Origin of the sequence: Planctobacterium marinum (assembly GCF_036322805.1) — a bacterium.
Taxonomy (GTDB): Bacteria; Pseudomonadota; Gammaproteobacteria; order Enterobacterales; family Alteromonadaceae; genus Planctobacterium; species Planctobacterium marinum_A.
This window is the reverse complement of sequence record NZ_AP027272.1, coordinates 1,984,499-2,004,984: the sequence shown is the minus strand read 5'-3', so window position 1 is coordinate 2,004,984 and position 20,486 is coordinate 1,984,499. Positions and strand designations below refer to the sequence as shown.

Sequence of the window (20,486 nt, the reverse complement as noted above, 5' to 3'; positions counted from 1 at the left end):
GCCACCATCCTAGCTTGCTTTGCTCATTCGGTTTAATCGCAAAGGTAACACAGTTATCAGTTTTTCACGGATATCTCTAAGTAACTTTTCTGTAGTTTCCCAATCGATACAAGCATCGGTGATTGACAAGCCGTACTCCAGTTCCTCTTTTGTTTTGCCAGAACTGTTCTGGTTGCCGGATTTCAAATGGCTTTCCAGCATAATACCAATAATAGATTCGTTTCCTTCCAGGATCTGATTGGCAACATTTTGTGCTACTGGTGGCTGACGGCGATAGTCTTTTCCGGAATTTGCATGACTGCAATCCACCACTAACCCAGCTGTCAGATTGGCTTTTGTTAGTTGCTCTTCACAATCAGCCACACATACTGAGTCATAATTTGGTTGTTTGCCGCCGCGCAATATTACGTGACCGTCAGGGTTGCCTTGGGTGCGGATCATCGCTACCTGCCCTTGCTTGTTAATACCCATAAAGCTGTGGGGTGAAGCGGCTGAACGCAACGCGTTGATGGCGATATCCAAGCTACCATCGGTGCCATTTTTAAAGCCAACAGGCATTGACAGACCGCTCGCCATCTCTCTATGGGTTTGCGATTCAGAGGTGCGCGCACCGATTGCCACCCAGCTAAAGAGTTCCGCCAGGTATTGCGGGCTAATGGGATCCAATGCTTCAGTGGCCACCGGAATTTCATGCTCAGCCAACCATATTAATAATTCACGCGCCTTACGCAGCCCAGTATCAATATCAAAACTATCATCAATGTGGGGATCGTTTATCAGGCCTTTCCACCCTACGGTGGTTCTGGGCTTTTCAAAATACACCCGCATCACAACGTAGAGGCTATCCATACAAGACTCCTGAACTCGCTTAAGCTTTAGCGCATACTCCTTTGCAGCATCGACATCGTGTATAGAACAAGGACCACAAATCACCAGCAAACGGTGATCTTTGCGGTGAATGATGTCACTGATAATCTGGCGTGATTCACCAATTTTAGCCAGCGCTTGATCACTAACTGGCATTTGCTGTTGTAGTTGTTCCGGGGTCACTAAAACGTCTTCTGCTGAAACATGGACGTTATCAATTGAATCCTTATGCATACTGGTACCTGGTTGTTAAAGTGTAAAAAAGAAAGATAAAGGGGTCAGCTAATAGAGGCTTAGCAATAATAATAGAAATAAGTGCGGTAATAGCCGAGCTGGCTATTAAATAAAAAGTTTGTGAGTGTTTTTACTTGCAGCATTTGTAATTAAATCGTTACAGCTAAAAAACAATTAATTAGCGTTATTTGTTGACTTTTTAACATCTTGATATCTAAAGAACAAGTAAAAACTTTGATTTTTATTTTTTACCACATTGAACACTAAATACAGTTAACTCGGTCAAGCATTAATAAGCACGCACTTCAGTGAAGGGAATACAGTGGGCGGAAGCTCAAATCGACGTATAAACACAACTTTCTTTCTGATCATATTAGTGGGAGCAATCATCAGCTCATTAGTGTATTGGCGCAGTGAAAAAATCATTTTCACCACACTCGAACTAGTAGAAACTCAGTTACCCACTTATGATGCACTGCAAAAATTTGAAAGCGCCCTGACCCGCCAGGAACGGTATTTATACGAGTATTACGCCACCCAAAATAGTGCGCTTTACCACACCGGATATCGAAATGCGGAACTGGATGCCAATGCCCGGCTGATGACTTTGCAAGAGGATTATCAAAACCATACCGGGCTCGCCACTATCCAACGACAGCTGAAGGAAATCCTCCCCATTGCGGAAGCATTTAATGACAACATGGCAGGCTTTACTAACTGGGACCTGGCGCGAGAGCAACTCGCGGCTATAAGCGCCCAACGGCGGGCGATCTTGCCACATGTTGAAACCATCAAACACAATATTGGCCGCGAAGTGGCTACAATGCAAAACGCTGTCGAAGAGAGTTCTTATCAGGTTCGCCACCTGGTTTTTATACATTTTGCGATCCTACTAATGGTAGCCTTTATCGTAGCCAGAGCCATTAAATCTGCCATGCAAAACGCCGCTTTTAGCCATCGACTAGCACTTTTCCCCAAACGCAATCCCAACCCCGTAATGTCCTTTAGCGAGAATAATGAAATTACGTTTCACAATCCAGCCAGTGAACAGCTCTGGCACAAATTGGGGGAGACTCAACTGAGTTTTGCACAAGCTCTATCTCCTCAGTTGAATAAGCAAAAACAATTTGTCTGTGACAACGAAAATCACTCAACATTATTTGAACTGGAAATAAATGGTACTGTTTTAAAGTGTGGCCTGCACTGGCTGACAGATGTACGGCAGTGGGACATGCACGTTACGGATATTACCGCGCAAAAACAGGCCGAAAAAGATCTGCAATACCAGGCAACTCACCATGTAGAAACAGGTTTATGCAACCAATACGCATTACGAGAGTACATTCTAAAACGCACTACTGGTAAAAATTTTACCAAACCCTTTTCATTTTTATTAATCGCCTTGTCTGATTTTGACCAACTGCAAATTACCAAGGGTTTTCAAGGTGCGCAGCAAGTGGTCAATCAATTGGCGTCTTCCGTATCCGAGGTAGTTAAGCAGTTTAACCAAACAACCTCTATGGAATTTCATATTAGTGACAATAACTTTGCAGTAGTGATAGACAATGATCCGGATGGTTCTCATGCAGAAGTGTTCATCAATCAGCTAGAAAACTACGTTGCCTGCGCCTTATTCCACTTTCAGTATCAACCACAACTACACTACGGGGTAACACGTTATCCGAATCATGGCCAAAGTTTGGAAGATCTGCTGCGTACGGCTCGGCATGCACTGGATGCGATTGAACCTCAAAGTGATATGTTTACTTTCCTATACGATAAGAGTTTGGGGGAACGGGTTGCCAAAGAGTCCTCGATGGTAGAAGACATGAAGCAAGCTATTGATAAACAGTCGTTCCGCTTACATTTTCAACCTCAAGTGGATATTGCAAGTAAGCAACTCATTGGTGCAGAAGTACTGGTAAGATGGCCAAGAGAGTCTGGTTGGGTATCTCCTGGAGAGTTTATTCCACTTGCTGAAAAATCCGGACAGATCGTAGCTTTAGGCGATTGGATCCTTCGTGAGGCCTGCTTCAAAGCCAAACAGCTTTATGATGTAGGAAACACCCACCTGGTTACAGCTGTCAACATATCCCCGAAACAGTTTGCTCGAAGAGACTTTTTGGATACTGTGAAGCGTGTACTGAAGGAGTCAAAATTACCACCAGAAAATCTGGAGCTGGAGATCACCGAAGGTGTTATCATGAATAACGAAAGTCAAACCATCGAAACTCTTCAAGCCCTAAAGTCATTAGGCATATTGCTGGCAATTGATGACTTTGGTACGGGTTATTCTTCATTGAGTTATCTAAAAAAGTTCCCTATCGATAAACTGAAAATCGACCAGTCTTTCGTGCGCGACATGCATCAAGACAGCGACGATGAGGCCATCGTTAGAACGGTTATTAACTTGGGTAGAAACTTAAATCTTAAGCTCATCGCAGAGGGTGTGGAAGAGCAATCTCAATGGAGTTTGTTGCACAAATTAGGTTGCCACGAAGTCCAAGGGTATTTTTTTAGCAAACCCTTGGAATTCATAGATTTCCAGCAATTTTCGGCCGCTAACTCTCAGGTTCAGAGTCAAGATGCAAACGCTATCCAATAACCGCTTTTTCCTGCCGCTTTAACACATCAAAATGTTTTGCGGCGGCTTTGCTGAGCTGCGCATCGCCGCCCCTATCTGGATGATTATGTAATTGAAACTTAAGATAGCAGCGTTTAATTTGAGCCCACGGAGCGTTATCAGGTAAAGTAAAAAAAGCCAAGGCTTGCTTTACGTCTTCTTGAGCCGGAATAGCCCAGTAAGCCAAGTTCCCAAAGGCAGACCAAAATCTATCTAATAATTCTTCTACATCACGCTCCGTTGTCTCGGAAAAGTGCCGCCAGTCGTTGTAGTAAGCTTTTATCTTTTGTTCGCCATCATCGATTAAGTTCACTGAATCTTCTGACATCAGCTGGATATGTAAAGCTGAGATTTTAAGGTAGCCCTCCCCATCTGATAGCCAGATATCTTGTAATTGATAGAGACAGTGAAATAAGGTGAAGTGGGTTTGGAAAAGTTGTAACTCGCTGGTTAGGGCATTCTTTGCGAAAATTTCCCAAGGTGGTTCTTGCAAGGCTTGCAACAATTCAAACTCTTTACGTGATTTGCCATCGGCAAGAATAACTTTAAGGGCATCTAAGAGTAACGTTTGCTCAAAACGCATAGGTTGCGCCTAGCCAGGTCTCACGCCCATAGCCGGGCATCGCATTGTTTGCCAGACGTGGTTCATAAACCCAATAAGCTTTGTCGAAGAGATTGCTAACGGTAAGTGCCAACGACCACTTTGCAGACATTTGGTAATGCGCTTTGGCGTTCCAAAGTGAGTAACTGCCATGCTGAAACACATCTTCAACCACTAGCTCTTCCCGCCACAAGAATTCTGAGCTAATGCGAATGAGCTCGCTTTGCCAAACCAAGCCAGCACTGAGAAAGCGTTTATAACTGGGATTAATTGGCTCATCAAACAGCGATGTCACATTAACAAACCACTCCAGTTCATCACTAAATCTGGATTTATGAGCCAACTCTGCACCAGAAATAGATTTTTTAATCACGTTTTGGAAGGTAGACTGCCCTAAGGCATTATTCAGTGGCACTTTATTCACAAAAGCGTCTAACTCGTTGTTGAATAAAACAAATTCTATCCTGTTGTTTTCTGCTTGACGCTGCCATACGAGTTCCAGGGTGGTAATTTCTTCAGGTTTCAGGTTGGGGTTGCCAATGGTCACCAAATCTTCAGAGAATAACTCATTGGTCACGGGCGTCCTGAAAGCCGCACCATATTGCAGTTTAATACTATTTTGCTCATTGAGCTGGTATTTAAATGATGCTCTTGGGGATAGCTTTGAATCTATGTCGGCAACATCATCGTAGCGTCCACCGATGTAGATATCAAAAGCCTCATTTATTTGGTAGCTGTATTGTACGTATACGCTGCGCGTATCTTGCTTGGAAATTAAGGGCGATACCGCATTAACGCCTTGGGTAGCAAAAGACTGTGGAGCGCCTAGAAAATACTCCGGAGACAATGTCAGTAGATTACTGTCAAAATCAAGATAATTCGTGACAGTACCAGCTTGAGTTTGTCTCGCCCTGCGACTCTCCAGCCCAACATTCAACAATGACACGTCGGAAATTTGATGGGTAATGTCCAGTGATAACTCAAGATCATCGGTTATCCAAAAGGGTCCTGTTAAAAAGTCTTCATCAATGAAGTCAACATTATCGGCATCCAATACTTTCCCACCGGATTCGATCTCATGTTCAGTGTATTGTGCTTTAACAGACAATTGTGTCTTAGCAGTCAGTTCACTTTGCCAGGCAAGTGACCAGGCAATGTTCTCGGAACGATGGGCATTATCAGGATGTACCCCTCCCAAATTAATAAACTCATCTAACTCAGAACGATTCCACCGCACATTTGCTTGCAAGCCCCTGAATTGCAATCCAGCGCTTAAGAATTGATGTTCTGACGGGTCTTTGTATGCTGACGAAGACAATGAATTAAAGGTATTGCCATCACTGCTGCGAATATCAGCTAGTAAATTGATATTCATTTCTTCTGATTGCCAGCTAATACCAGCGTTGAACTTAGTGGCATTATTTTCGCCGATTGCCAATTGAGCCCAATTATCACTTTTTCGGGTGATGATATTTACCACGCCCATAAACGCATTGCTGCCGTAAATTGCCGATCCAGGGCCGCGAATAACTTCAATTCGCTCCACCAGATCCAATGCCATAAAGGGCATGTAAACCGATGCTTTGCCAAAAGACAGCTCATTGACCCTTTGGCCATCAATCAAAAACAATAAATAGCCATTGTCCAGATAAACACCACGGGCATGCTCTTTGGGCACTGCACCAACCCAATCGCCACGGGCCATCTGGAACCCCGGTACTAAATTGAGAATTTCATGAACATTTTGAAAACCCAAAGCATCTATTTGGTTGCGAGTAAACACACTTACCGTGGAAGGGGCATCATTGATATTACGAGGTGCGATACTCGCAATACTGATTTCAACATCAAAAAGTTCGTCGAAAGACAGCTCCATCAAGCTATCTAGTGGGACATCTTCAACATCTTGGGCGTGACTAAGCGGAACAATCAGTGCTGATAAAATACTTACAAAATGAAAAATCTGTCGCTTTAGCATATTGCTCCGCTGGAAGCGGGCGCCGATTAAGCGCCCGCTTCAATCATCAAGGGGCCGGATAAACATAGCTCGACTGTAAACCCAACGGCAATCCCAAGCCCCAATAAATCAATAAGAAAACCGTCCAGATACAAATAATAGTCACAGAAAACGGTAACATCAATGAAAGCAACGTCCCAATACCCGTATCTTTTACATAACGCTGACAATAAACCACCACTAACGGGAAGTACGGCATGAGAGGCGTAATGATATTGGAAGACGAATCCCCCAAACGGTAAGCCGCCTGAGTTAAATCTGGTGAAATATTCAACTGCATTAACATGGGCACAAATATTGGTCCCAACAGCGCCCATTTCGCCGACGATGAGCCGACAAATAAATTCACGAAAGCCGTGAGGAAAATCAGCCCGACGATGGTCACCATACTTGGTAAATTCATGGCTTTCAGGAATTGCGCCCCTTCGATAGCCAATAAAGCGCCTAGATTAGACTTACCAAAGGCATCAATAAACAAAGCACAGAAAAACGCCATTACCACATAGTAGGACATACTGCCCATCGCCTTAGACATGGCCCCAATCACATCTTTTGTGGTTTTAAAGGTACCTGCCATGTAGCCGTATACGACGCCCGGAATGACAAACAACAAGAAAATAAGCGGCACGATTGAGCGCATTACCGGTGCGGCGAAAGAAGTAAGCTCGCCGTCAGGAGCGCGCATTGGAGAGTTTTCAGGGATGAGGATTGCCACTAATAAAGCAATGCCCGCTAACATTGTAAAAGTAGCGAAACGCAAGGCTTTACTTTGTTGCGGGTTGAGATCTTCAAATTTAGGGATTTCGTTAGGGTCGCCATCCACCGGCGTATTTTTTAAACGAGGCTCAATCACTTTATCTGTCAGATACCAGCCGACACAAATGATCAACAAACTGGAAGCCGAATTAAAGAACCAGTTGTTCAATGGATTCACCTGCACCGACGGATCGATAATGTGTGCAGCACTTTGAGTAAAGCTTTGCAATAAGGGATCAATCGCTGAAGGAATAAAGTTGGCGCTGAAGCCGCCACTTACACCAGCAAAAGCAGCAGCAATACCTGCTAATGGATGTCGGCCCATGGCATAAAAAATGACACCTGCTAAGGGTATAACAAGCACGTATCCTGCATCGGTTGCCGTGTGGCTAACGATAGCGATTAGAATTACCGAGGGAGTCAAAAGCATTTTAGGCGTTGAATCCAACATACGTTTCAAGCCAGCGTTGATGTAGCCAGAGTGCTCAGCTACACCGACTCCCAACATAGCCACTAACACTACGCCAAGCGGTGCAAACCCAGTAAAAATAGTCACCATGCGCGACAGAAAATCAGCGAGCGATGCACCCGTTAATAAGTTGTTGACTACAACAGCCTCGCCAGTTCTTGGGTCGATGGCATCAAATTGCACGCCCGAAAGCAACGCTGAGAGTACCCAAACAATAACCAGACTAATTAAAAAGATTACGGCGGGATCAGGGAGTTTGTTACCAACGCGTTCTACTTTATCTAGCGCGCGGGTCACCCAGGTAGTGTCAGACATAGGAGTTCCAATATTGTTTTAATAATTCCGCGACAAATTTTGGCACAAAGCGCCACATTGTTAAAACCTATACAGCGCATTTATTCACTTTTTCCACATAAAACCTTGACATGCAACCATTGGGTTGCATATATAAACTCACAGAATGACAATTTACCACTTTCAGATGGATATATTTCAAGCAATGGCCGACCCGACACGGCGCAATATAATTGAGCGACTCAGTAGTTATCAGGCTGCAAAAACGGGATTATCTATAAAAGAGTTAACCGCCGATACTGGCATTTCAAGGCAAGCAGTAACTAAACACCTGAATGTTCTGGTTAAATCCGGAGCTGTCAAAGCCGAATTTAAGGGCAAAGAGAAACGCCATTTTTTAAAACACTATGCTTTTAGTGGGGCCTTTCAATGGCTAGCCCCCATTGCTGAAGAGTGGGATGAACGTCTGATTCGATTAAAACAGCATCTGAATAAAGGAGACATAGAATGAGTGATATTGATTTTATTAAGCGCGAAATGACCTTCAACCAGCAAATCGAAAAAGTCTGGGATGCTATCACCCAGCCAGACCAAATTGCGAAGTGGTTTGGTGACACCGCCGCATTCGAACTACAAGAAGGTAACGAAGGTTATTTTGAGTGGCGTACAATGTGTGAAGGCAGATACGCCATGAAAGTGATTTCAGTTAACCCGGTAAACTATTTCGCGTATATGTGGATGAACGATCCTGATGTACCTTTCGAAGCATCTGAAGCGACTCTGGTGGAATGGACCTTAAACCGCACGGTCAACGGTAAAACCCACCTGATTTTGATTGAATCAGGCTTTAAGCAAAAGCAACACCGCAAAATGAATATTCAGGGTTGGCATCAGGAACTGAGGCACCTTGTAGAGTTTCTCAGCTAACAATAGATTTTTAGAGACAAGAGGTGAATCAGGCCGATTATTCGGCCTGCATTCTCGCCAGATTAACCTTTGAGTTTGTTGATCAAATCAACGTATTCCTGTTTGGCGTCGTCTGATGATTTGCCCTTCTGTTCTGCCCAAGCGTCGTATTTCGCACCAGCGACAAAATCAAAGATCCCAGGTCTATCACCTGTAACATCACCAGCGGTTGCTTGTTTAAACAACGCATAAATTTTCAGCATATCCTCATCACTGGGGCGCTGAGGTAACTGTTTAGATTCAGTACTGGCTTGTTCAAATGCTTCTTGTAATGACATAAATGTGTTCGCTTTTTGTTGATTCACTGATAGCAATCCTAGACAACAAAACCTGGGGTTTCAATATTGTCTGATGCAATAAAAAAGCCCTCACCAGATTGCTGAGGGCTCTAAACATAAAACACTAAGTGTTAATTAGAATTTGTACGCGCCTTTCAAATAAACAAAACGCCCTTGGCTGCTGTGAATGGTATTCACAAAACCGTAGAAGTCATGATGGCTGAAAGGAGGCTCTTCGTTGAACAAGTTAGTGCTACCTAAGGTAAATACGGCGTTATCAGCCCCCATGTAATTTACCGTCAAGTCAACTGTAGTCATAGAGTCCACAGTTTTGTCGCCAAAACCTGAATCAGCGTCGCCGTCGAACTCACCGATGTAGTTCACTGCCAACGCAGCACTCCAATCATCTTTTGACCAGTCCATAGATGTAGTCCAACGGATTTCAGGCTGCTCAAATTGCCCTTCTGACAAGGCAACGCGCTTGCCACCATTAGCATCCGGACGCAACTCTTCGTACTTCAGTACATAGTTCATCACGTAACCGAAACGGAAATCACCCATCGAAGACTCAAGAGAATATTGCAGGTCTAAATCTAAACCTGTGGTTTCAAGGTCACCGATATTCTGGAAAGAATCAAAGATCTGCACCACTTCACCCGGATCACTCGGATCTGCGGTAGGCAAACGGGTAACCACGTTTGGATCATCACCAAAGTTGGAGAATACAAACTGCGTATCAGAATCGATGATATTCTCTATATCGTAACTGTAATAATCCAGAGAGAAACTCAGGTCTTCAGAAATCTCATAGATCATACCCAGGTTATAACTAGTGGACTCTTCTGGTCCCAGATTCGGGTTCCCTTCGAATACCGCGGTATACTCTTGTGGATCACAAGCAAGGCCTACGGCATTACAACGGATAGTATCTACCAGGTTAGGTGACTCATCAGTACGACCCAAACCTAACTGATGTAAAGACGGTGCACGGAAGGCCGTTCCCCAAGAACCGCGCAGTGACAAGTTGTCTAAAGGTGACCACAAGAACGACACTTTAGGATCGGTAGTAGTACCAAAATCACTGTAGTCTTCGTGACGCAGCGCTATTTGTGCTTCAAAGGTATCCGTAAATGGCAAAGCAACCTCGGCGAAAATAGAGGTACTATCGCGCTCGCCATTGGCTTGCGTTGCTTCGGTACCGAAAACTTCGCCGCGCAAAAACTGCTCATCAGGGTTATCAGAAATCGATTCTTCGCGATACTCAACACCCACAGCCAACATCACATCATTTCCTGCCAAATCCATTACCGGACCAGAGATCACACCATCAATAGACTTGTTAGTGGATTTACCAACACGAGTGGTATTGGTTTCAATGTAGTCCAACGCTTCTTGAGTATTTGAAGAAGGCTCAAAGGGGTTCCACAAGCCAGAATCAATAGCATCCTGAATACGGATAGAATTAGGGAAACCATCGACACCACGCTCGACAGATTCACTCTTGATGTAGCTGTATGCTACTTCCCAGTTCCAGTCACCGAACTCACCCTCAAGGCCTAAAATGGTGCGATAGTAATCAGTGTCTACGCGTTTTTCACGATTACCAATATCCACTGTACGACGACGCATAGTCAGGTCTTGTCCGAAAAACGGATGTGTAGGGTCATCGGCAAATGGGTGATTGGGGTTATCACCAGACATGAACAACTCATTAAAGCTTGGGCTTGCTGCACCACGCACGATAGATTTGGAATTCTGACCATTCAACTCTGCAAAGGCTGTTACCGTATCATTTAACTCATACTTGCCCATGTAATTAAAACTAAAGCGCTCGGAATCTGGCACTGACGTCATGTGAGGTGCATAGTCATAGCGACACAATGTCCCTACGATATCTTCTGGTGCACACACGTCATTGCCAAAGGTATCAGGCATGCGGTTTGTGGGGTCACTGGCCAGTGCGATTGTGCCGGGAATACCTGAAGAGCTTCTGAAATCAACCGCGTCTGGATCGTTAGGACGCAATGCGGTTTGGTTAGCAGAGCGAGAATAATCACGGTCGGAATACATGATTTCTTCGCGATCAAAATAATCCAAAATAAAGGTGTGGCTGGCTTTGTCACTGGCTGTACCGAATACTACGCTGAGGTTCTGCTCTTCACCACCACCATCTGCAGTATCACCGTACTTGGCAGAAATCTCAAAACCATCAAAATCATCCTTCAAGATGATATTGATTACCCCAGCAATAGCATCAGAGCCATAAGTAGCAGAAGCACCATCTTTAAGAATATCTACGCGCTTGATGGCCGCCAGTGGAATGTTATTGATGTCCACAAACGCAGTATCAATCCCTTTCGCAAACGGTGACACTGAAACGCGGCGTCCGTTAACCAAAATTAAGGTAGAATCGGCGCCCAAACCACGCAATGAAACACTGGAGCCACCGTTAGCAGTATCATCACTGCTATTGCCTTGTGTAGAGAAAGTACCTTGGCCGGAAATAGGCAATTTGGTAAATAATCCAATAAGGTCTGTTACACCGGTATTAGCAATTTGTTCAGCATCGATACTGGCGACTGGTGAGGGACCTTCCATATCTGTGCGACGAATATGAGAGCCCGTAACCGAAATTTTCTCAATACTGTCCTGTTCCTGGGCTTGTACCCCGGTGCTGGCAAACGCAGCAGATACTGCGACAGCCGCCAACGTTAATTTGACGTTCTTGTTGTGTGTCATGTTGTTTCCTTTTTATTTTCGCATGAGCCTTCTCAGAGGCAAATAACGGATTTTTTTATTGCGCAGTCTTAGCTGCGATGGAACTTATAACACACTGAAACGGTAAGTAAACCAACCTAAAGGTATCAATTTTTGCCAAAGGGTTCGAAACAATGCAACATTGTGGAAAATTTAAACACCCGAAAAATCTAAAAATTCGACTACTGGTAGTTTTAAATCCCACTTAGCGCGCTTATTTAACGGTTCTTTGAGATGTACAGGGTTGAGTTTCAACAAAATCACCACCTCGATTTATTTACAATTTGTAACCAGTAATGTAAGGATTTCTTCACGATTTTATCTATTTGTTGGTAAAAAAATAATTTAAAGCTAAAGATGTGGGAGCGGACAAATACAAAAAAGCCCGCTGACGCGGGCTTTTTCGAAGTTGACGATAACATTATTGGTTTAAGCAGAAATGTTAGGTTCTGCTGATTCACAGTTTGCTTAGTTAAGCTTCTCTTTGATACGAGCTGCCTTACCAGTACGACCACGCAAGTAGTAAAGCTTAGCACGACGAACCGCACCACGGCGTTTCACTTCAATGCTATCAACTTGCTTACTGTGAGTCTGGAATACACGCTCAACACCTTCACCGCTAGAGATCTTACGAACAGTGAATGAAGAATGTAAACCACGGTTTTTCTTAGCAATTACAACACCTTCATAAGCCTGAAGACGCTCTTTATCACCTTCTTTTACGCGAACCTGAACAACAACTGTGTCACCCGGGCCAAAAGCAGGAACGTCTGTTTTCAGTTGTTCTTGCTCGATGCGCTTGATGATATCTTGACTGACTTTACTCATCTTTTCCTCGCTTACTGGTATAACTGTCATCTTGCTGCAAGACTTCTTGTTGGAACTCCTTAAGGAGTGAGCCTTGCTCCTCAGTCAGAGCCAGTTTTTTAAACATATCGGGACGTCTTTGCCAGGTTCTCCCAAGAGACTGCTTTAGACGCCACCGTCTTATCTTTTCATGATTGCCACTTAGCAGTACCGCTGGCACCTGCTCGCCATTCAATACCTCTGGTCTGGTGTAATGGGGACAATCCAGCAAACCGTCTTCAAATGAATCACACTCTGCTGAAAGTTCATGCCCTAACACACCGGGGATAAGTCTTGCGACACTGTCCACAAGGGCCATTGCCGGAATCTCACCACCACTTAAGACGAAGTCACCTAAAGAGATTTCTTCATCCACCATGGACTGAATCACTCGCTCGTCGATACCTTCATACCGACCCGCCACCAAAATCAGCTTGTTGCTCTGCACTAACTGCTTCGCTTTTTGCTGATTCAGAGTACTACCTTGAGGCGAAAGGTATATCACCTTGGCATCGCCTCCCGCTGCAGCTTGCGCAGCGTTAATTGCATCTGTTAATGGCTGCACCATCATCAGCATGCCGGGTCCACCACCGTAAGGTCTGTCGTCAACTGTACGATGTTTGTCATGCGTATAGTCGCGTGGGTTGAAACACTGTGCGTGAATGCGCCCACTTTTGACAGCTCTACCAATGACTCCCTGAGTTAAAAATGGGTCGAACATGTCTGGAAACAGTGTAACGAATCCAAACCAATGCTGTTCACTCATCAAAAACCCGGGTCCCAGTCAACTGTGACAGTTCTTGCCTCACGATCCACATCCAGAACAACCTGCTCATACAGATAGGGGATCATGCGTTGTTTCTGGCCGAAAGCATCTTTCACGTTGGCTTTCACCACCATGACGTCATTAGCACCGGTTTCGAACATCTGTTCGATTTTGCCGAAGTCATAACCTTTTGTGTTCACCACGGTCATGCCAATCAGCTCGCGCCAATAAAATTCGTCTTCGTCCAATTGCGGTAACACTTCTGAATCGACACTGATTTCCAGATTTTTAATGGCTTCCGCCGCATCCCGGTCATCGACGCCTTCCAGTTTAGCCACCAAACTTTTGTTGTGGTGCTTCCAGTGTTCCACTGTGTATTCCTTTACTTCCCCACCTTGTAACAACAACCAAGGGGAATAATCGAATATTCCATCTAACTCTTCTGTGTAGGATGTTACTTTAAACCAACCTTTCACACCGTAAGGTGCGCCAATTTTGCCTAATGTAACCGTTTCAGATGCCATAACGCCCTACACTATTCGCAGATTAAGCCGTCGCTTTACGCGCGTCTTTAACCAAACGAGATACGCGGTCAGATAAACCAGCGCCCAGACCTACCCAGTGCTCAACACGGTCAAGGTCTAAACGTAGTCTTTCTTCTTGACCACGTGCAGTAGGGTTGAAGAAACCGATGTTTTCGATGAAACGACCATCGCGCTTCATACGGCTATCAGCCACTACTACTTGATAAAAGGGGGCTTTTTTAGCGCCACCACGTTGTAAACGAATAGTTACCATAATTGCCTCAAAATCGTTATTAGTTCTGCCTTATCAACGCAAAGCAGAAGCTACTAACGTTAACGTCAACTTTACCTTCGTTCCATTACCCATCTGACAAGAGTCAGGCAAATGCCGGAAAAAAGGCTCGCGAATTGTACGGATTTTGGGCTTGATTGCAAGTTAATTATTGAAATAACGAGGATTTACAATGCAATTAAGCGCGCAAAATTATCTTCTGTGGGATAGCTTCCGGAAGTCCAGCCCAAGCGAACCAACACTAATTGCTTTGAAGGGACTATCATCACCACTTGTTTGCGATTCCCCATCATCATGTATGCATCAGCCGGGATCTTGTTCCAACGAAGCTCTTCGCCGCCTTGGTTCAACCAAAACTGATAACCGTATTTTTGATAATTCTCGGCAGAAATCGGCTTCTGAGCTGCACTTACCCAATCTTTTTGCAAAAGTTGCTGTCCTTGCCAGGTTCCGTTTCGCAACATCAAAAAACCCATCTTTGCCCAGTCTCGCGCCGTTGCAAATATATAAGAGCTGCCAACATACACACCGCTAGGATCCACTTCAAAGGTGGTATCTGCCATGCTTAAAGGCTGCAGGATCTCATTGTGGAAAAAATCTAATAATGCCTGATTACTACCCAACTCATCCCGCATCCATCGTATAAGAATGTTGGTAGTGCCTGAAGAGTAAGAAAAATAGCTACCCGGTGATTTTTCCGCGGTTGCCGTCAGGGCGACATCTGAGGCGCTATACGCGGTAAATAACATGCGAGTTGAATCGCTACCTGGAGCATAAGTTTCGTTAAACTTCAGGCCAGATGACATAGTCAAGAGTTGCTCCAGGGTGATTTCCTGTCGCGCATCAGATTGCCATGGTGCAAATCCGGCTTTTTGCTGCAAATTCACTAGCCCCAGGGTCTGCATGCGACCCAGCATCATGGCAGTCAAGCTTTTCCCCATCGACCAGCCGAGCAGTTGAGTCTGGTTGTCAACGCCTTCAGCATAAGACTCTGCCACCACCTGTCCGTCTTTAACCACCAATAAGGCACGGGTTTGCAATCCTCCCTGATTGTCCTGGTGCAGAATTTGGTCAGTTAATTGCTGATAATTATCCTGTACCGTACTAACTTGATTGCCTTGCGGCCAGGGCGCCGCTTCAGCTTCAACTTTTTTCACCTGCAAAGCATCAAGCGCTGTCGTATCACCAATCTCTAGTGTGCAACCAAGGCCATCTCGGTATTGTCCGGTATAACTTGCCAGCCCCAACATGTTTGCAGTAACGCGCTTTTCAGCATCATCATATACAATGTCCAGCAATCGTGTTGCCGGAGAATAAGAAGCCAAGTCTTCTACTATCAGCGATTCATCAAACCCGGAAACATACCGGGCAGAGCAAGCAATTTTTGCCCCCAAACTGGCAGATACCTCTAACGCATCACCTAGGCGATAAACAGAAAACCCAAGACTGTAGCGAGTAACAAAATGCAGTGCTACCAGCACAAGTATCACAATGAAGACCTTTTTCAATGACTAATCTCTTTAAGTTTGATGACTGTTAATATTGATAACTTCTTATTTTTACAGCCATTTTAAAATTCGGCAACGATGCTCGAATAAACCTGAATATTCCCTCATAAAATTTTGATAAACTAGCTCAGTTTCTATTAATGTGAGTATGTATGGCGGTTGTCAAAAAACCTGTTGAGCGCATGAAAGCTGAGCGGGGCTTGTTTTCTTTTCCAAAATTCTGGGCGTCTTGTTTTGATCCTGCTCCTTTCCTACCTATGACAAGGCATGAAATGGAGCAATTGGGTTGGGACAGTTGCGACATCATCTTGGTAACTGGTGATGCTTATGTGGATCACCCCAGCTTTGGCATGGCAGTTATCGGCCGCACATTGGAGGCTCAAGGTTTTCGTGTCGGTATCATTGCCCAGCCCGATTGGACATCCAAAGATGCCTTCATGGCATTAGGCGAACCCAATCTGTTTTTCGGCGTCACGGCAGGCAACATGGACTCCATGATCAACCACTACACTGCCGACCGAAAGCTGCGCCACGATGACGCTTACACACCCGGTAATGTGCACGGGAAACGCCCTGACCGCGCTGTTACCGTGTACACTCAGCGCTGCAAAGAAGCCTATAAAAAGCCTGTCATCATTGGCGGCATCGAAGCCAGCTTACGCCGTATCGCCCATTACGATTATTGGTCAGACAAAGTACGGCGCTCAGTGCTGTTTGATTCCAAAGCCGACATGTTGATGTTTGGTAACGCTGAGAGACCACTGTTAGAAATCGCCCATCGCCTGGCCAACGGTGAAGATATCAGCGCAATGCAAGATGTTCGGGGTACCGCAATCATCGTGAAACAAGCATTGCCCGGATGGTTGGGAGTGGACTCCACTAGCGTGGATAAGATTGGTAAAATTGATCCCATCCCAAGTCCATATCAGGAATGGGAAGAGAACTGTAGTACGCAAAAAGAAAGTGACGTAGCTAGCGATGCTGCGCAGCCTATCAGCGTGCAACCATTCAATCCTCGCGCAACGAGACGCAAGCCGTGGGACAAAACCTACGTGAAATTGCCAGCCTTTGAAGTAGTGCGTGATGAAAAAACCCACTATGCACACACCTCAAGAATACTGCACCAAGAAACCAATCCGGGCTGCGCCCGTGCATTGATGCAGCGCCATGGTGACAGAAGTATCTGGATCAATCCTCCTGCGTATCCGCTGGAAACTGAAGAAATGGATGCAGTATTCGACTTACCCTACGCACGTGTGCCCCACCCCAGTTATGGCAAGGAAAAAATCCCCGCCTACGACATGATTAAAACCTCGGTGAACATCATGCGTGGCTGTTTTGGTGGCTGTACTTTTTGTTCTATAACTGAACATGAAGGACGAATTATTCAAAGCCGCTCAGAAGAGTCCATTGTGCGGGAAGTGGAGCAAATTCGAGACAAAGTACCCGGCTTTACAGGGGTTATTTCTGATCTAGGCGGCCCTACTGCCAACATGTATAAGCTGCGCTGTAAGAGTGCTAAAGCAGAACAAACCTGTCGCCGCTTATCTTGCGTCTGGCCCGATATCTGCGGCCATATGGATACTGACCAAACGCCGACGGTGGAGTTGTATCGCAAAGTACGCGATGTTAAAGGCATTAAAAAAGTCCTCATTGCATCAGGCGTGCGCTATGACCTGGCCATTGAAGATCCCAACTATGTAAAAGAGTTGGTCACTCATCATGTTGGTGGTTATCTGAAGATTGCACCGGAGCACACTGAAGAAAGCCCGCTCAGCAAAATGATGAAACCGGGTATGAGCACCTATTATCGCTTTAAAGAGCTATTTGATAAGTTCTCCAAAGAAGCAGGTAAAGAGCAATACCTGATCCCCTATTTTATTTCAGCCCACCCCGGAACACGGGACATTGATATGCTTAACCTGGCGTTGTGGCTGAAAGAAAATAATTTCAAACTAGACCAGGTACAAAACTTTTATCCTTCGCCCATGGCGAATGCCACCACTATGTACCACACGGAAAAGAACCCTATTCACAAGGTGACCAAAAAAAGTGAGGGTGTCAGTATCGCCAAAGGTGAGCGGCATCGTCGCTTGCACAGAGCCTTCTTGCGTTACCATGATCCGGCCAACTGGCCGATGCTACGTGAAGCACTGAAAAAGATGGGTAAAGCGCATCTGATTGGTAATGGTCCCAAACACCTGGTACCGCTGGAGCGCAAAAGTGAGTTGAAGGGTAAAGCGCAAAAAGACTATGAACGCAAATCAGTTAATAAAGCCCACGCGAAAGGCAGAGGCCGCGCACAAACAGCATTAACCCGCTTTAGTAGTGACCAACCTTTTAATAAAAAATCGAATAAGAGTAATACCAAAAAGGCCCGATAACGGGCCTTTTTCAAAGGTACTTGTTTTTAATCAGTCAGCGACACGTACTAAACGCGAATATACAAACGCATCCTTTTCTTTCAACGAGTTACTGCTGTTAAAAAACGCCACTACCCAAGACATGGTGTAGTCATTTAGCGAAGGAGTACTGCTCCAATAATCATCCGATGTGGTTTCAGGAAAAATCGTTTCATTAATCGACGGACGTACACAGGTTTTTTCAGTAATACTGATAAGTTGTTTCACGTTTGGCAATCGCCAATCATTGTGTCCGGCATACTCATAACCGTATGCAATTTGTAGCGCCTCCTGCCAGGTCAAGGCCGTAGCATCACCAGTGCAAGTACTGTCTGTGTCGCTCCACGTCTGGCCAATGCTACAACGCATCCACATTAATCCAGTGGATGTATCGGTGACAGTGCCATCTTCATTATCAGTAAAGTTTGCTTCAGGAGCAGTTTCTGGCAACCCTGAAACGCAGGTTTGCGCCTGAATATTACATGCAAAGGCGAAAAATGCAGGTATAACGAGTTTTATCAATTTCATGTCCCTCTCCTTATTATCGTCCAGCACGTACCAGACGCACGTGATTTTCAGTAGATTTTAGTAAGAAATTATCGTTACCAGAGCTAAAATCAATAGCCCAACTGTTTTGCAACACATCACCACTGGCACCATCAACATTTTGGATACTGGTCCAGTACCATGTTTCAGTACTGGTGTCAGGGTTATTAAACGGGAAGTAGTCACCGTCAATGAAGGTATTATTAGTTTCACCAAAATGTAAAATTGATTTAAGTTCATTGTGGGTAGGCATCCGCCAGTCAAAAAACCCGCACAATCCCTCCGCATTCACGGCCTCGACAAAAGCGGCCGTATTACAAGTGGTCAACGTACAGGAAGCTCCATCGTTCTGGGCTTCTTCCGAGGTAGTACTGGATACCCATGAATAGGTATTATTAACATCGTGCAAACCGCTATCATTGGTTTTCATTTCCCAAATCAGGCCTGTAACGTTGTCTCTTACGCAGCTCCAACTCGTTTCAGAGGCATCTATTTCATCACCAAATTCGTCCAACTTGGTAAAATCAAAACCTTCATCACCGGCCCCCGCTTTCTCCAGTACATCCGACGCATGCATTCTGTCGCGCCCCAAGTCAGCGTCCTGTCCTGGAAAGTTATGGCTGGAGCCATTGATCAACCCGGTATTGGAAACGTTAGCCGTAACGCCAGTATCATTAACATAGGTTGCAGGCATTTCTCTGACAGTAACCACAACCTGGTCGTTGTCTTCATTATTAAACTGGTCAACAACCCGCAAATCGATAGTAATATTAGTATCCTCCATGACAGCAGGTGCGTCAGCGTAAGTCGTTGCATCGGAAGCATCGGCAAATTCGGCCAGATCGCTAGAGTTATTTGTCCATTCAAACAAAAATGGAGATGCATTATCGCTTAGTGCTGTGGCGGAGCCTGATAGCAGAAAACGCTCCCCCTCCATTATTGTAATCGGATTCCCTGCCTCGGCAATGGGCGGAGTTTGAGTCACATCAAGCACCACAATATCAAATGCCTGCTTACCCGTTGCGCCTTCATTATCGGTTACGATTAATTCAAAACTAAGCGTTTCAGAGCTGGTTAACGCTGGTGTCGTAAGAGTCAGTAAGTTAGAGGTTGTATCCACACCGGTGAGGACATCGGTGCCTGATACCTGTTGCCACTCAAAGGCACTTATGGGGTTTTCGCTATCAATAGGATCTTCGTCGGTTCCGCTTCCAGTAAAGGTAACTGTAAGCGCTCCACCGTAGGTATTGTCAGCAAACCTGTCATCCTGAGAAATGGTCACCGACGCTACAGGTTCAATATTTACCGGCCGCACCGTCAGGACAAACGTTCCGGTTACTGCTGAGCCCTCGGCTGGCGTGGCAGTTAGCGACAAAGTGACCTGCTCTTCACTTGTCCTAACCTCCGGTGTCGTTAGTGTTGCGGTGGGAACGCTATTATCATCGTGCACAACACTGTAATCAGGGTCGCTGACAGACCAGCTATAACTTGTCACATCCTGAAGGCTGGTTCTGCCGCCTAGAGCAACTTCAGTTTGCTCGTTAACTATTGTGCCACTGGCAGAAATTGTAATTGTTACCGTATCGATTCTGTCTTCATCGCTGCTGGAGCCACAAGCTAACAGTGATGCAGCCAGTGGTACTAATAACCAATGCTTCAGTTCCATTTGTATACTCTTTTATTGATTAGAAATAAAGGTCAGGTGCCCGCCAAAAAGATGGCACCGCAAGTGCTTACAAA

At 45.2% G+C, this 20,486-nt stretch carries 17 protein-coding genes; 4 read left to right on the top strand and 13 right to left on the bottom strand.

Features of this window, described 5'->3' with window-relative positions; translation table 11 throughout:
- Window positions 1-9: 9 nt before the first annotated feature.
- Window positions 10-1,101, bottom strand: a complete 1,092-nt coding sequence (locus AABA75_RS08950) for a 3-deoxy-7-phosphoheptulonate synthase (RefSeq protein WP_338292271.1) — start codon at window positions 1,099-1,101, stop codon at window positions 10-12.
- Window positions 1,102-1,423: 322 nt separating this feature from the next.
- Here AABA75_RS08950 and AABA75_RS08945 point away from each other — a divergent pair, with 322 nt between their 5' ends.
- A complete protein-coding gene (locus AABA75_RS08945; protein ID WP_338292270.1) occupies window positions 1,424-3,706 on the top strand; it encodes a putative bifunctional diguanylate cyclase/phosphodiesterase in 2,283 nt (760 codons plus the stop codon).
- On the opposite strand, the gene AABA75_RS08940 is transcribed toward AABA75_RS08945, so the two are convergent.
- The 3 genes from AABA75_RS08940 to AABA75_RS08930 are packed head-to-tail and all read right to left on the bottom strand — an operon-like array spanning window position 3,696 to window position 7,882.
- A complete protein-coding gene (locus AABA75_RS08940) occupies window positions 3,696-4,307 on the bottom strand; it encodes a DNA-J related domain-containing protein (RefSeq protein ID WP_338292269.1) in 612 nt (203 codons plus the stop codon). The two genes, AABA75_RS08945 and AABA75_RS08940, sit on opposite strands and share 11 nt — an antisense overlap.
- Window positions 4,297-6,303 carry a TonB-dependent receptor plug domain-containing protein gene (locus AABA75_RS08935; RefSeq protein ID WP_338292268.1) on the bottom strand — a complete coding sequence of 669 codons (2,007 nt, stop codon included), beginning with the start codon at window positions 6,301-6,303 and terminating at the stop codon, window positions 4,297-4,299. The genes AABA75_RS08940 and AABA75_RS08935 overlap by 11 nt, the downstream gene beginning before the upstream one ends.
- A 46-nt stretch (window positions 6,304-6,349) precedes the next feature.
- Entirely contained in the window at window positions 6,350-7,882 is a 1,533-nt protein-coding gene (locus AABA75_RS08930) for an AbgT family transporter (protein ID WP_338292267.1), read from the bottom strand.
- Between the two features lie 166 nt (window positions 7,883-8,048).
- Between AABA75_RS08930 and AABA75_RS08925 the strand changes: the two genes are divergently transcribed.
- Together AABA75_RS08925 and AABA75_RS08920 are read left to right on the top strand one after the other, a co-directional pair.
- Window positions 8,049-8,372, top strand: a complete 324-nt coding sequence (locus AABA75_RS08925) for an ArsR/SmtB family transcription factor (RefSeq protein WP_338292266.1) — start codon at window positions 8,049-8,051, stop codon at window positions 8,370-8,372.
- Complete coding sequence (locus AABA75_RS08920) at window positions 8,369-8,788, top strand: SRPBCC domain-containing protein (RefSeq protein ID WP_338292265.1); 420 nt, start codon at window positions 8,369-8,371, stop codon at window positions 8,786-8,788. The genes AABA75_RS08925 and AABA75_RS08920 overlap by 4 nt, the downstream gene beginning before the upstream one ends.
- Before the next feature lie 62 nt (window positions 8,789-8,850).
- On the opposite strand, the gene AABA75_RS08915 is transcribed toward AABA75_RS08920, so the two are convergent.
- From AABA75_RS08915 to AABA75_RS08885, 7 genes are all read right to left on the bottom strand, one after another.
- A complete protein-coding gene (locus AABA75_RS08915) occupies window positions 8,851-9,132 on the bottom strand; it encodes an acyl-CoA-binding protein (protein WP_338292264.1) in 282 nt (93 codons plus the stop codon).
- Between the two features lie 108 nt (window positions 9,133-9,240).
- Window positions 9,241-11,844, bottom strand: coding sequence for a TonB-dependent receptor plug domain-containing protein (locus tag AABA75_RS08910; protein ID WP_338292263.1), 2,604 nt, complete (start codon window positions 11,842-11,844; stop codon window positions 9,241-9,243).
- A gap of 486 nt (window positions 11,845-12,330) precedes the next feature.
- A complete protein-coding gene (gene rplS / locus AABA75_RS08905; protein WP_338292262.1) occupies window positions 12,331-12,690 on the bottom strand; it encodes a 50S ribosomal protein L19 in 360 nt (119 codons plus the stop codon).
- Window positions 12,683-13,474 carry a tRNA (guanosine(37)-N1)-methyltransferase TrmD gene (gene trmD, locus AABA75_RS08900; protein WP_338292261.1) on the bottom strand — a complete coding sequence of 264 codons (792 nt, stop codon included), beginning with the start codon at window positions 13,472-13,474 and terminating at the stop codon, window positions 12,683-12,685. Before trmD ends, rplS begins: the two co-directional genes overlap by 8 nt.
- Window positions 13,474-13,998 carry a ribosome maturation factor RimM gene (rimM, locus tag AABA75_RS08895; protein WP_338292260.1) on the bottom strand — a complete coding sequence of 175 codons (525 nt, stop codon included), beginning with the start codon at window positions 13,996-13,998 and terminating at the stop codon, window positions 13,474-13,476. The genes trmD and rimM overlap by 1 nt, the downstream gene beginning before the upstream one ends.
- A 22-nt stretch (window positions 13,999-14,020) precedes the next feature.
- On the bottom strand, window positions 14,021-14,272 hold the full coding sequence (gene rpsP / locus AABA75_RS08890) for a 30S ribosomal protein S16 (RefSeq protein ID WP_338292259.1): 252 nt from the start codon (window positions 14,270-14,272) through the stop codon (window positions 14,021-14,023).
- 185 nt (window positions 14,273-14,457) lie between these two features.
- Complete coding sequence (locus tag AABA75_RS08885) at window positions 14,458-15,798, bottom strand: serine hydrolase domain-containing protein (RefSeq protein WP_338292258.1); 1,341 nt, start codon at window positions 15,796-15,798, stop codon at window positions 14,458-14,460.
- Window positions 15,799-15,950: 152 nt separating this feature from the next.
- On the opposite strand from AABA75_RS08885, the gene AABA75_RS08880 reads away from it, so the two are divergent.
- Window positions 15,951-18,182: a YgiQ family radical SAM protein gene (locus tag AABA75_RS08880; protein WP_338292257.1), complete on the top strand. Its 2,232-nt coding sequence runs from the start codon at window positions 15,951-15,953 to the stop codon at window positions 18,180-18,182.
- A gap of 30 nt (window positions 18,183-18,212) precedes the next feature.
- On the opposite strand, the gene AABA75_RS08875 is transcribed toward AABA75_RS08880, so the two are convergent.
- Window positions 18,213-18,728 (bottom strand): DUF1566 domain-containing protein, encoded by a 516-nt coding sequence (locus tag AABA75_RS08875; protein ID WP_338292256.1) that lies wholly within the window; start codon window positions 18,726-18,728, stop codon window positions 18,213-18,215.
- A gap of 13 nt (window positions 18,729-18,741) precedes the next feature.
- Window positions 18,742-20,412: a DUF1566 domain-containing protein gene (locus tag AABA75_RS08870; protein ID WP_338292255.1), complete on the bottom strand. Its 1,671-nt coding sequence runs from the start codon at window positions 20,410-20,412 to the stop codon at window positions 18,742-18,744.
- Window positions 20,413-20,486: the final 74 nt, after the last annotated feature.